Here is a 12,065-nt window from a genome sequence, read left to right on the forward strand (position 1 = left end):
CCGCCGCGCGACAAGTCAACCGAGGCGGGCGATGAGGCTTTCGTGATCGGGCACGAACAGGTGATGCCCGCGCCGGTTGGTCTCATAGACGAAGTCGTGCAGTGCCTTGCTGGCCGCGACCTCGACTGCGATATCGCCCTGGATGACCAGCCGCCGGCTATATTGCTCCATCTTCTGGAACACTTCGCCGGCAATGCGCGTGCTGAGATCGAGGAAGCCGGGCGCGAGGCGGGAAACCGGCACCACGATGATGTCAGGGTCGGCCTCATAGGCTTCCCCCGATAATGTCGGGGGCGGTTAGATCGCTGCCCAGCAAGCCACCCTGCGGCGGCAATTCGCAGATGGTGAGCCCCTTGTGCCTGACAATATTCATCGATCCCTCCGTGATTTAGCCCTGTGCCGGGCCGGGGCCGGTTGCTATAATCGGTTCCGCCGGGGGGCGCCAGCAAAAGAGAATTCGATGATCGCCAGGATCGGCAGCGCCTTTATTGTTCTTCTGGCCTCCTGCCTGCCGGCTGCGGCCGAACCGTTTCACCATCCATTCGGGGAATGGCGGGAATATCATCGCGATTGGCTGGCGGTTTGTCCTGACATTATCGATGAGGACGCCACCGACTATTACGGTTTTTCCTGCTTCGCCAGCACCGGCAGCCAGGGCCTGAACAGCGCCAACCTGCCGGCCTACAAGCTCACTCTGTTCCGCAACCGGCTCAATGGCGAACTCGACCTGGCCATCACGGTGGCCGCCGACGGTGTCGCGGTCGATCCCAGCCGGCCGCTAATCCTGGCCTTTGGCGGCGAGGCGCCCGAGCAGTTCAGTTTCACCGGGGATCTGGAGACGCGGTACAATACCACCAACCAGTATTTCGTGGCCGATCCCGATCGCAAGGCGGCGCTGATCGAGCGGATGAAGGAGCGCAATGCCCTGCTGCTTACGGTGCCGCTGACCGGCGGGGCGGAGGCCAGCAAGCCGGTGTGGCTCTCGCTGCGCGGCGTCATCGCCTCGCTCGATTTCATGGCCACCTATGCACGCCGGGTGGCGCAATATTAGCGGCGCTCGGCCCAGGCCCACAGCACCGCCAGCAGCCCATCGATATGGGCCGGCAGATGGGCTTCCATTGCCAGTTCCCACAGCCGATGCACCGCCGTCAGCAGGTCGACGCGATCGCGATCGATGCTGAGGCCGGTATGGCCTTCATAGGCCGTGATGATCCGCGCCGTGAGATCGGCCGAGATCAGGTTGGAATAGATGAATTCCTGGTGCCGCGGTCCGATGCCGGAATCGGCAAAGTCATAGATGCCGTTGAGCCGGCCCGCGGCGTGGTCGAATGCCATGTTCCAGCCATGGCCGTCGAAAAAGCCATAGGTCATACCAAGCGGTTCCGGCGCCAGTTCGGCCCAGCGCGCCATGGTCGTTTCGGCGAATGGCCGCAGCGCCTGCGGCAGCACCGGCTGGATGCGCCGCAGGATTTCCTCGGCGCCCAGCCAGGTCTCTACCGGCAATGCGCCAGAAGCGGTGGCGTCGGCAAGCTCGATGCGGTGCAGTTCGGCATAGAACTGGCCCATCACCTCGCCCAGCCTTTGCCGTGAACGCTCATCCAGCGCGTCATACTGGGTGGTGACCAGATGCTCGCCGGGGATTTTGTCGTGCCGCGAAAAGATCCGGGGTGTCTCGAAGAGCCCCAGCACCGGCACGCGCATGCTGACCGCGGCACCAACCAGGCCCAGGATAGCCACCTCGCGGCGCAAGGCCGCTTCGCCATGGGGATGGCGCGGGAACTTGAAGATGATCCGGTCGCCGACATCGACCGCGACGCTGTCCCAGCCTTCCGAGATCATGATGCAGCGCTCATCCGCCAGCTCGGGGAACCGGCCGACAATGATATCCCTCAGCCCTTCGAGGGTGAATTCCGATGCCGGCATGCCTGTCTCCGGTTGGCGGACAACCGGTGTGCCGCTACCCTGCGCTTCTAGCGGCCGCATCCTCGTTCTGGAAGCCTTGCCCCTCTAGAACAGGCTCATCTGCCGCTCTTCGAGCTTGGGCGCGACGAACAGGTCATTGCGCAGGCCCGGCAATTTGGCATCGAGCCCATAGCGCTCGCGCGCCTTGTCGAGGCGCTGGCGGAGCAGGGTGGCATAGGGGCCTTCGCCGGTCATGCGGGTGCCGAAGCGGGAATCGTAGTCCTTGCCGCCGCGCGTATCGCGCACCAGCGACAGCACATGGCGCACCCGGTCGGGGAAATGGCGCAGCAGCCATTCACGGAACACCTCGCGCACTTCGCCGGGCAGGCGGAGCAGAACCATCGAGGCGCTTTTGGCGCCCTGTGCGGCAGCGGCATCGAGAATGCGCTCGAGTTCCATGTCGTTGATGGCAGGGATCATCGGCGAGGCGAACACGGCTACCGGCACGCCGGCTTCACTGAGCAGGCGGATGGCCTCCAGCCGCCGGGCAGGGGAGGACGCGCGAGGCTCCATCTTGCGGCTGAGCTTGTGATCCATCGAGGTCATGGAAATGGCCACCTTGACCAGGCCCAGTCTGGCCAGTTCGGTCAGGATATCGAGGTCACGGATGATCAGCGCCGATTTGGTGGTGATCATGACAGGGTGGCGGGTTTCCAGCATCACTTCGAGAATGCCGCGCGTCAGCTTGTGCTTGCGCTCGGCCGGCTGGTAGGGGTCGGTATTGGTGCCCATGGCGATGGGCTTGGCCTTGTAACCCTTGGCGCCGATCTCGGCGCGCAAGGCCTCGACGGCGTTCACCTTCACATAGATGTCGCGTTCGAACTCGATGCCGGCCGAGTGGCCGAGAAAGGCATGGCTCGGCCGCGCATAGCAGTAAGAGCAGCCGTGCTCGCAGCCGCGATAGGCATTGATCGAGCGTTCGAAACCGATATCGGGGCTGTCATTTGACGTGATGATGGTCTTGGCGCGTTCGACATGCTCCACCGTCTCGAAGATCGACAGTGGCTCCACATTGTCCCACCCGTCATCGAACCCCTCGCGCTTCTGCCGTTCGAAGCGGCCGGTGTGGTTGGACTGCGCCCCGCGGCCGCGGATGCAGTCGGGATCAAGCAGTTCGCGCCGCGCCAGATCGGCGTCGCGACTACGGCTGAGCTTTTCCAATGCTTCGAAAGAAGGGGCCTGATAGAGGGCCATGAGACATCTCCTGCCGGGCGCGCCGCAGTCGAATCGTGACTGCAGAACGTCTGGAAGATGTAGCAGTTCCAATGGAACAAAACAAGAACATGATGGGCGGTAGACCGTGCCAAGGGCGGTCGCCTGGCGCATACATGGGTATCGGACGGCCTGACTTGAAGGGCCAAAAACACGATTTCGCAAGGCAGAATTGCGTTTATGCGGGTGGACCTCGCCACCCGATCGGCCTAGATACGCCCTCCCTTCGCCTTCGGGTCATTGCGATCGTTTAATGCTTAAGCGAAAGATTTAGCATTGACCCTGGCGGATGCATAAATTACTAAAGCCATTACTTAACCAAAGATGCTGCTGACAGGGGCTGTCGCGGAATCTTTTCAAGGTGACGTCGAAATCCCGCGACGCCACCCGTCGTCCCGCTGACAAGGCAATTCCAGTTTTCAAGGAAAACACCATGAGTAACGACGCAACCACATTCGACGCGGACTTGATCGGCGCGCCGCCGGTCGTCCAGAACGATGCCGCGCGCAACAGGCTGGTCATCGCCCTGCTGCTTGTTTCCACTTTCGTGGTGTTTCTCAACGAAACCATCATGAGCGTGGCCATTCCCCATCTGATGACCGATCTGGGCGTCGCTGCCAGCGTCGCGCAGTGGCTGACCACGGCCTTCCTGCTGACCATGGCGGTCGTCATTCCGGTAACTGGCTTCCTGCTGCAGCGGCTCAATACGCGGCCGATCTTCCTGCTCGCCATGTCGATCTTCACATTGGGCACGCTGCTTTGCGCGGTGTCGCCCGGCATCGAACTGCTGATCGCCGGCCGCGTCGTGCAGGCCGTCGGCACGGCCATCATGATGCCGCTGCTGATGACCACCGTCATGACGCTGGTTCTCCCGGAAGCCCGCGGCAAGACCATGGGCAATATCTCCATCGTCATGTCGGTGGCTCCGGCCATCGGCCCGACCATTGGCGGCTTCATCCTGGCCAATCTCGAATGGCGCTGGATGTTCATCCTGGTGCTGCCGATCGCCATCGGTGCCCTGCTGCTCGGCTGGCGCAAGATCCAGAACGTGTCGACCCCGCGCTATGCGCCGCTCGACGTGCTCTCGGTCATCCTGTCGGCTTTCGCCTTTGGCGGGCTGATCTATGGCCTGTCCAGCTTCGGAGAGAGCTTCGCCCATCCCGGCGAGGCGACCGCCATGCCGATCTGGTTGCCGATCGTGGTGGGTGTGGCTGCCATGGTCGCCTTCGTCTGGCGGCAGCTTGGCCTGCAGCAGGACAATAAGGCGCTGCTCGATCTGCGTGTGTTCCAGTCGCGGAACTATACGGTGTCGGTCAGCATGATGCTGGTTGCCATGATGGCGCTGTTCGGCACGGTGATCCTGCTGCCGATCTATACGGTGCAGGTGGTCGGCCTCGATACGCTGCAGACCGGTCTGCTGCTGCTGCCCGGCGGCCTTATCATGGGTCTGATGGGTCCGGTGGTCGGCCGGCTCTATGACCGGGTCGGGCCGCAGGTGCTGGCCGTGCCGGGCGCCATCCTGGTCTCGGCGGTGCTCTGGGCGCTGACCATGGTGGGCCAGGATACCTCGGTCTGGGCGCTGCTGGCTGGGCACGTCGTGCTGAGCATCGGCCTGTCGCTGATCTTCACGCCGGTCTTCACCTCCTCGATGGGGTCGGTGCGCAGCGAGCTTTATTCGCACGCCTCCGCGGTCCTGGGTTCGGTGCAGCAACTGGCTGGCGCTGCGGGCATTGCGCTGTTCATCGCGCTGATGACCATCCGCACCGCGGCCCTGGTGGGTGAGGGGCTCGATCCGGTCGAAGCCCTGGCTGCCGGCATCCGTTCGGCCTTCCTGGTCGGTGCGGTGATCTCGCTCTTCGCGATCGTTGCGGCCTTCTTCATCCGCAAGCCGGAAGGCAATGCGGGCATGAGCCACGGCCACTAAGACCAAATCCCATCCCAAACTGCAGCGGCGCCGGTGAACTTCACCGGCGCCGTTTTGTTGGATCAGCGCTCGTCCAGCCGGGGCATCAGTTCGACGAAGTTGCACGGCTTATGCCGGTAATCGAGCTGGTGGGTCAGGATGCCCTCCCAGGCATCGCGGCATGCGCCACGCGAGCCAGGCAGGCAGAAGACGAACGTGGTGCCGATCAGCCCCGCCGTGGCGCGCGACTGTAGCGAACTGGTGCCGACAGTGGTGGCCGAATATTGGTGGAACAGCACCGAAAAGCCTTCCATCCGCTTGTCGAACAGCGGCTCGACCGCCTCGGGCGTCACATCGCGACCGGAAAAGCCGGTGCCGCCAGTGGTTAGAATCACATCGACCTGTGGGTCGGCGACGAAACCCTGCACGGCCTGGCGGATGAGCTGGATATCGTCGCGCACCACGACCCGACCGGCGCAGCTATGGCCATCGGCCTCCAGCAGCGATTTGAGCAGGGCGCCCCCCGTATCGGTTTCGAGCGTTCGCGTGTCGGAGACGGCAATAACGGCAATGGAGAGCGGCTTGAACGCCCGGTCCTCAAATCGTGCCGTCTTGAACATCGCGCTTCTCCTCCACCGTCTCGATCAATTCCTCCGGCACCGGCGCTTCATGCGCCACCGGCTCGTCGGCGCTATCACTATCAGCCCGCGGGTCGAGCACAATGGTTTCCGGCGTTACCTGCTTGTCGCCCATCGGCTGGAATGGCGCCCGCTCGGATGCATCGACGCTCTTGCGGATGCGCATCCGCAGCCAGGCGGTGATGGCGAGCGCCCCGTGGAAGGTGGAGGTAACGATGAACAGGCCCACCGGCGACCAGGCGCCCATGATCAGCGACGCCACGGCCGGGCCGATGGCCAGGCCCACTCCCAGGATCAGCAGCATGCCGCCGGCAATCTTGGCGAAGTCGCCATCCTTGGCGAAGTCATTGGCATGGGCCACGGCGACGGCATAGATCGGGTTGGCGGCAAAGCCATAGGCCGCGAACAGCACGAACATCATCCAGTTGGGTCCCGGATTGATGAGCGCGGTCAGCGCGCCGATCACGGCGGCAAAGCCGGACAGTCCGATCAGCACCAGCCGCCGGTCGATGCGGTCGGACAGGCGCCCGAACGGAACCTGCGCCGTTGCACCGAGAATGGCGGCAACGGCAAACAGCAGCGAGATACCGCTGGCATCGAGCCCCTGCTCATAGCCATAAACCGGCGCCAGCGTGCCGAAGGCGCCATTGGCCATGCCGACCGAAAAAGCGGCGATCGCTGCCACCGGCGAGGTACGGTAGAGCAGGCCCACATCGATCTTGGCTGACGACAGCGGCCGCGGCTGCGGGCTCGATGTCAGCGCCGTGGGCAGCACTGCGCAGATAAAGCTGATGGCACCGAGCACGAAAGGCACATAGCCGGCCGTGCCGGTAATCGACATGGAAATCTGCCCCAGCGTCGAGGCGGCCAGGTTGATGGTGACATAGATCGAAAAAATCGTGCCGCGGCTCTTGTTCTCGGCCACCTCATTGAGCCAGCTCTCGACGATCATCGCCGCCCCGGCAAAACAGAAGCCGGACAGGGCTCGCAGCAGAATCCAGCTGATATCATTGATCAGCAGCAGATTGAGCAGGATGGTCACCGTGCCGATGGCCGCCATGACCGAAAAGGCACGGATATGGCCGACCTTGCGGACCACTATCGGCACGGTGATCGACCCGGCCACGAAGCCCACCGACCAGCCGGTGCCGATCAGGCCCAATGACAGCAGCGAAAACCCTTCCTCGGCGCCGCGCACCGAGAGCAGCAGGCCCTGCAAGCCGCCGCCGAACATGAGCAGCGCGGAACCCAGGAACAGGGCATAAATCTTGATGACAGAGGCCATGACGCTTTCGATTGTGCTGGATCGGAACGTTGCAAATCGCAACGGTCACCATAGCGCGCCGTTCCCCGAATGGCAGGGCGAAAAATCAGCCGATGCCCAGGAACACAGCGAGCTTGCGCGTAATCTCGAGCATAATGTCATCGCGCAGGGTGCCGATCACCCCGCCGACCTTGTCGCGTCGGACATTGGTAATCTTGTCGATCATGACATGCGATGGGTGACGCAGGCCATTGTCCGGCGACGGCTCCAGCAAGACCCGAAATAGCGTAATGTCGGTAAGGTCACTGGTCAGGGGCAAAACCGCGACGGTCCCGGTTGCATCATATGCGTCTGACTGGACGACAAGCGCGGGGCGCGGTTTGCCGAGGTCGCCGGGCAAGGCAACTTTGACGACACTACTCCTCTTCATAAGGAGGCCAATCCTCGGCTAGGTCCAGCAATGCCGCGTCCAGGAAACTCTGCAGCTCCGGATCGCGCGCATCTGCCTCGGCGGCAAGCAGCGACTGACGACGAGCTTCTTCGGCAAACCCCGGTGCCGTTACGTCGGGCAGCCATATTTGTACAGGCCGAAGACCCTGCGCCCGCAGGGCATCGCGCCGCTTCTGTACTCTCTGACTGACCGATGAAACCATGGCTGCCTCCGTTACATGTAACGTAGTGCGAGAGCGGCCGAAGGTCAAGCAAGCCCCAAAGCCTCGACCTTCAGCTTGAGGCTCAGCATGTCCCGCCACGCCTGCTGCTTGGCGGCCGGGTTGCGCAGCAGATAGGCCGGATGCAGTGTGGGGATGGCCTCGGCCGTGTGGTTGCCGATGGCGACGCTCGACCACTTGCCGCGCATCTTGATGATGCCTGTCGTGGTGGAGAAAATGGTCTGCATGGCCGGGCCGCCCAGTGTCATCACCACCTTGGGCGCGACGAGTTCGACCTGCCGATGCAGGAAGGGCAGGCAGAGCGCCATTTCCTCGGGGGTCGGGGTGCGATTGCCGGGCGGGCGCCACGGCACGGTATTGGCGATATAGACCTTGGTGCGGTCCAGCCCGATGGCGCCAAGCATGCGGTCCAGCAATTGCCCGGATTTGCCGACGAAGGGCTTGCCCTGCCGGTCCTCTTCGGCGCCAGGAGCCTCGCCGATCAGCATGATCTTCGCTTCCGGATTGCCATCGGCAAAGACCAGTTGGGTGGCGCGGAGCTTCAGCCCGCAGCCGTCATAGGCGCCGAGAATGGTCTGCAATTCATCGAGCGACTGCGCCGAAGCGGCGAGGCTGCGCGCTTCCGACGGGTCGCCGCCGAGGACAGGCGTTTCCGCAGGGCGCTCGGCAGCCTGTTGCCGGGTAGGGGCAGCAGGTGACGGTGTCATCCGCTGCGGCGCGCGCTGCGCAAAGCGGTCGACCGGCTCTTCGCCCACAGCGATATCGACCCCCGCCGCTCGATACCAATCGAGCACGGCGACCATTTCGTCGTGATTTAGCGGTCGATCTTGAGCCATGTTCTCTGTTATGTCACAGCCCGTTTGGCGCGGCCAGACGCGATCAGGTTTCACACGGGACGTTGAGGACAACTCTATATGGCAGAGGCCGGTTCGCGCGAAACCCTTTCGACCGACGTGCTGATCGTCGGCGCGGGTCCGTCGGGCCTGGCAGCGGCCATCCGCATCAAGCAGCGCCACCCCGAAATAGCAGTGACCGTGGTGGAAAAAGCCGCCGAAATTGGCGGGCATATCCTGTCTGGCGCGGTGATGGATCCGGTGGGCCTCGACGCCCTGATCCCCGATTGGCGGCTCAAGGGTGCGCCGGTTGGCCCCGATGTGACGCGCGATACCTATCACCTGCTGACCGAAAAGCACGATTTCGCCCTGCCGCACCTGCTGGTACCGCCGCAGTTGAAAACCCGCAATGGCGTTATCATCAGCCTGGGCAATCTCGTGCGCTGGCTGGGCGAGCAGGCTGCCGAGCTGGGCGTGGATATTTTCCCGATGACGGCGGCGGTCGATGTGCTGTCCAGCGGCAAGGGGCCGGTGCGCGGCATCATCACCGGCGACCTTGGCCGCGACCGCGCGGGCAATCCCAAGCCGGGCTTTGCCGAAGGCATTGCGCTCGAAGCCAAATATACGCTGATCGCCGAAGGCGCCCGCGGATCGCTGGCCAAGCAGGTCATTGCCCAGCATCAGCTAGAACGCGAGCCGCAGAAATACGGGCTGGGCATCAAGGAAATCTGGGAAACTGCCCCGGAAAAGCACCAGCAGGGCAGGGTGGACCACTATCTCGGCTTCCCGCTCGACAATGCCACGGCAGGCGGCGGCTTCGTCTACCACGCCGAAGATCGCAAGCTCTATGTGGGGCTGGTGACCTATCTCGACTATGCCGATCCCACGCTCTCGCCCTTCGACGAATTCCAGCGCTTCAAGACGCATAAATCGGTGGCGCCGCTGCTCGAAGGCGCGACGCGCATCAGCTACGGCGCGCGCGCCGTGACGGCCGGCGGCTGGCAATCCATCCCCACTTTGGCCTTTGCAGGCGGTGGGCTGATCGGCTGCGCGGCCGGCTTCATGAATGCGCCGCGCCTCAAGGCCATCCACAATGCCATCCTGTCCGGCATCGGCGCGGCCGATGCGGTGGCCGAGGCCATCGGCAAGGGCCGCCAGCACGACCTGATCAAGGATTTCGGCCATCGCATCATGGCGACCGGCATTGCCAGGGAATTGCAGGGCGTGCGCAACGTCAAACCCCTCTGGACGCGGCTGGGCACGGTGCTTGGCGCATTGGCGGGTGGGGTGGAGCTGTGGAGCGCGGCCATATTCCGCGGCTCGCTGCTGGGGACGCTGCATCACAAAAAGCCCGACTATCAGGGCCTCAAGCCCAAGGGGACGTTGCCAGCCCGGACCTATGCCAGGCCTGATGGCAAGCTGACCTTCGACCGTGCTTCATCCGTCTATCTCGCCAATCTGGTGCATGACGAAGACCAGCCGGTGCATCTGCGCCTTGCCGATCCCGATGTGCCGGTGCGCGACAACCTGCCCAGATATGGCGAACCGGCGCCGCTCTATTGCCCCGCCGGCGTATACGAAGTGGCCGAGGAAGGCGGGGCGCCCGTCTTCCGCATCCATGCTGCCAACTGCGTGCATTGCAAGACCTGCGACATCAAGGACCCGGCGCAGAACATCACCTGGGTCCCGCCCGAAGGCGGCAGCGGACCCAACTACAGCGGAATGTGATTTGCGGCAGCGCCTCGCATTGGCGCTTGCCCTTGCGGCGCAGTCCCAAAACGGACAATCTTCGCGCCCAGAACGGCCCCGAAAAGGCCAAGGGAGTATCCAGCCTCGTGACATCGTTTCTGACCCGCATCGCGCGCCCGGCATTCATCGCCCTGCTGCTCTCGGCGACCGGCGTTCATGCGACGCAATCGGCCCAGTCCGTAAAGACGGCACAATCCGACCCGCTGACCGCCTTCGGCCTCATGCCGATGTTCCGGACCAGCGTTACCGGCTCCTACATGGCCGGCCAGCAGGCATTGCAGGATTTGCGCACCGACGAGGCCGCCCGCTATTTCTACCAGGCGGCGCAGGGCGATTGGGATAATCCGGTTCTGGTCGAACGCGCCTTCATCGCCTTTGCGGCAGACGGGCAGATCGGCCAGGCAGCATCCACCGCCAAGCATCTGCTCGACCTCGACCCCGACAATGAGCTGGCCGAACTCGTGGTCGCCACCGAGGCGCTGAAGGAGCGCCGCTATAACGCCGCCGAACGGCTGCTGGGCGCCATCGGGCAGGACAGCTTTACCGGCATCACCGCCGGCATTCTGCGCGCCTGGGCGCTGGTCGGCGACAACCGCAAGGACGAAGCCGACAAGGCGCTCGACCAGCTCGGCCAGTCGGGCCTCGAGGATTTCCTGGTGTTTCACCGCGCGCTGATGGCGGAAGCTGCCGGCGACACGGATAGTGCCATCGAACTGGCCGGCCGCGCCTTCGATGCCGAACCCTATGTCGCCCGCATTGTAGAGGTCTATGCGCGTATTCTGGCCAATGCCGGCCGCTTCGACGAAGCCAAGGATGTCATTGCCGAATTCGAGAACCAGGGCCTGAGCCATCCCGTGGTCACCATTGTCAAGGAACAGGTCGAAGCCGGCCAGCGTCCGGGCATTTTTGCTGCCAATGTCCAGGTCGGCGCTGCCGAAATGTTCCATGGCATTGGCGTGGCGCTGTCGCGCGATGGTAGTCTCGATCTGTCGCTGGTCTTCCTGCGCATGGGGCTCTATCTCGACCCCTCGGCCGATGTGATCGCCTTGGCGCTGGGTCAGTTGCTCGATGCCGCCGGCCAGCATGATGAGGCCAATTCGATCTACGAGGCCGTGCCGGCCACGTCGCCGATGAAGCCGACGGCGGTGGTGCGCGTGGCGCAGAATCTCGATGCCATCGGCAATCGCGATGAGGCGCTGCGTCGCCTCAACAATATCGTCAACAGCCGCCCCGACGATCTCGACGCGGTATCGGTGCTGGGCGACCTGCTGCGCTATGACGAGCAATATGTGGCCGCGGCCGATGCCTATACCGATGCGCTGGCATTGACCGGGGGCGACAGCCCGTCCGACTGGCGCTTCTACTATGTGCGCGGCATTGCTTATGAGCGGGCCAAGGAGTGGCCCAAGGCCGAGGCCGATTTCCTCAAGGCGCTGGACCTTAATCCCGACCAGCCCGCAGTGCTGAACTATCTCGGCTATAGCTGGATCGACCAGGACATGCACCTCGAAGAGGCGCTGGGCATGATCGAAAAGGCCGTCGAAGCGCAGCCGCAGGATGGCTATATCGTCGATTCGCTGGGCTGGGCCTTCTACAAGCTCGGCCGCATCGACGAGGCGGTGGCGACGCTCGAGCAGGCCGTTTTGCTGCGCCCCAACGATGCCGAGATCAACGACCATCTGGGCGACGCCTATTGGCGCGCTGGGCGCAAGCTCGAAGCCAAGTTCCAGTGGAACGTGGCCGCTTCAGTGGACGAGGTGGGTAACGTCAAGGAGCGGGTGGCCCCCAAGCTGGCCGATGGGCTGACCGAAGCCAACGCGACCGAATAGAGGC

General features: G+C 63.6%; 12 protein-coding genes. 4 read left to right on the plus strand and 8 right to left on the minus strand.

Annotation, left to right across the window (positions count from 1 at the left end; genetic code table 11):
• Positions 1-15: 15 nt before the first annotated feature.
• The gene (locus tag FPZ08_RS00945; protein WP_246132771.1) at positions 16-246 is read right to left on the minus strand and encodes a DUF4180 domain-containing protein; all 231 of its coding nucleotides are present in this window, start codon (positions 244-246) and stop codon (positions 16-18) included.
• Between the two features lie 214 nt (positions 247-460).
• On the opposite strand from FPZ08_RS00945, the gene FPZ08_RS00950 reads away from it, so the two are divergent.
• Complete coding sequence (locus FPZ08_RS00950) at positions 461-1,051, plus strand: hypothetical protein (RefSeq protein WP_146288247.1); 591 nt, start codon at positions 461-463, stop codon at positions 1,049-1,051.
• On the opposite strand, the gene FPZ08_RS00955 is transcribed toward FPZ08_RS00950, so the two are convergent.
• Complete coding sequence (locus FPZ08_RS00955) at positions 1,048-1,923, minus strand: phosphotransferase family protein (protein WP_146288248.1); 876 nt, start codon at positions 1,921-1,923, stop codon at positions 1,048-1,050. The genes FPZ08_RS00950 and FPZ08_RS00955 overlap by 4 nt on opposite strands.
• Positions 1,924-2,007: 84 nt before the next feature.
• Entirely contained in the window at positions 2,008-3,156 is a 1,149-nt protein-coding gene (locus FPZ08_RS00960; RefSeq protein ID WP_146288249.1) for a PA0069 family radical SAM protein, read from the minus strand.
• Between the two features lie 451 nt (positions 3,157-3,607).
• Here FPZ08_RS00960 and FPZ08_RS00965 point away from each other — a divergent pair, with 451 nt between their 5' ends.
• Positions 3,608-5,098, plus strand: a complete 1,491-nt coding sequence (locus FPZ08_RS00965) for an MDR family MFS transporter (RefSeq protein ID WP_146288250.1) — start codon at positions 3,608-3,610, stop codon at positions 5,096-5,098.
• Positions 5,099-5,160: 62 nt separating this feature from the next.
• Here FPZ08_RS00965 and moaB read toward each other — a convergent pair whose 3' ends face one another.
• From moaB to FPZ08_RS00990, 5 genes are all read right to left on the minus strand, one after another.
• On the minus strand, positions 5,161-5,697 hold the full coding sequence (gene moaB / locus FPZ08_RS00970) for a molybdenum cofactor biosynthesis protein B (protein WP_146288251.1): 537 nt from the start codon (positions 5,695-5,697) through the stop codon (positions 5,161-5,163).
• A complete protein-coding gene (locus tag FPZ08_RS00975; RefSeq protein WP_146288252.1) occupies positions 5,675-7,000 on the minus strand; it encodes an MFS transporter in 1,326 nt (441 codons plus the stop codon). Before FPZ08_RS00975 ends, moaB begins: the two co-directional genes overlap by 23 nt.
• A gap of 85 nt (positions 7,001-7,085) precedes the next feature.
• Positions 7,086-7,409: a type II toxin-antitoxin system PemK/MazF family toxin gene (locus FPZ08_RS00980; RefSeq protein WP_146288253.1), complete on the minus strand. Its 324-nt coding sequence runs from the start codon at positions 7,407-7,409 to the stop codon at positions 7,086-7,088.
• Positions 7,396-7,632, minus strand: a complete 237-nt coding sequence (locus tag FPZ08_RS00985; protein WP_146288254.1) for an antitoxin MazE family protein — start codon at positions 7,630-7,632, stop codon at positions 7,396-7,398. Before FPZ08_RS00985 ends, FPZ08_RS00980 begins: the two co-directional genes overlap by 14 nt.
• Before the next feature lie 44 nt (positions 7,633-7,676).
• Positions 7,677-8,486, minus strand: a complete 810-nt coding sequence (locus tag FPZ08_RS00990) for a uracil-DNA glycosylase (protein ID WP_146288255.1) — start codon at positions 8,484-8,486, stop codon at positions 7,677-7,679.
• Between the two features lie 78 nt (positions 8,487-8,564).
• Here FPZ08_RS00990 and FPZ08_RS00995 point away from each other — a divergent pair, with 78 nt between their 5' ends.
• Positions 8,565-10,211 carry an electron transfer flavoprotein-ubiquinone oxidoreductase gene (locus tag FPZ08_RS00995; protein WP_146288256.1) on the plus strand — a complete coding sequence of 549 codons (1,647 nt, stop codon included), beginning with the start codon at positions 8,565-8,567 and terminating at the stop codon, positions 10,209-10,211.
• 107 nt (positions 10,212-10,318) lie between these two features.
• Complete coding sequence (locus FPZ08_RS01000) at positions 10,319-12,061, plus strand: tetratricopeptide repeat protein (RefSeq protein ID WP_146288257.1); 1,743 nt, start codon at positions 10,319-10,321, stop codon at positions 12,059-12,061.
• Positions 12,062-12,065 lie beyond the last annotated feature (4 nt).

Source organism: Devosia ginsengisoli (assembly GCF_007859655.1).
GTDB classification, from domain to species: Bacteria; Pseudomonadota; Alphaproteobacteria; order Rhizobiales; family Devosiaceae; genus Devosia; species Devosia ginsengisoli.

What these genes read in the sequence shown, in the direction of transcription:
- moaB (WP_146288251.1), bottom strand. Translation starts at nt 5,697, where the DNA reads ATGTTCAAGACGGCACGATTTGAGGACCGGGCGTTCAAGCCGCTCTCC.
- FPZ08_RS00995 (WP_146288256.1), top strand. Translation starts at nt 8,565, where the DNA reads ATGGCAGAGGCCGGTTCGCGCGAAACCCTTTCGACCGACGTGCTGATC.
- FPZ08_RS00950 (WP_146288247.1), top strand. Translation starts at nt 461, where the DNA reads ATGATCGCCAGGATCGGCAGCGCCTTTATTGTTCTTCTGGCCTCCTGC.
- FPZ08_RS00985 (WP_146288254.1), bottom strand. Translation starts at nt 7,632, where the DNA reads ATGGTTTCATCGGTCAGTCAGAGAGTACAGAAGCGGCGCGATGCCCTG.
- FPZ08_RS00955 (WP_146288248.1), bottom strand. Translation starts at nt 1,923, where the DNA reads ATGCCGGCATCGGAATTCACCCTCGAAGGGCTGAGGGATATCATTGTC.
- FPZ08_RS00990 (WP_146288255.1), bottom strand. Translation starts at nt 8,486, where the DNA reads ATGGCTCAAGATCGACCGCTAAATCACGACGAAATGGTCGCCGTGCTC.
- FPZ08_RS00960 (WP_146288249.1), bottom strand. Translation starts at nt 3,156, where the DNA reads ATGGCCCTCTATCAGGCCCCTTCTTTCGAAGCATTGGAAAAGCTCAGC.
- FPZ08_RS00965 (WP_146288250.1), top strand. Translation starts at nt 3,608, where the DNA reads ATGAGTAACGACGCAACCACATTCGACGCGGACTTGATCGGCGCGCCG.
- FPZ08_RS00980 (WP_146288253.1), bottom strand. Translation starts at nt 7,409, where the DNA reads ATGAAGAGGAGTAGTGTCGTCAAAGTTGCCTTGCCCGGCGACCTCGGC.
- FPZ08_RS00975 (WP_146288252.1), bottom strand. Translation starts at nt 7,000, where the DNA reads ATGGCCTCTGTCATCAAGATTTATGCCCTGTTCCTGGGTTCCGCGCTG.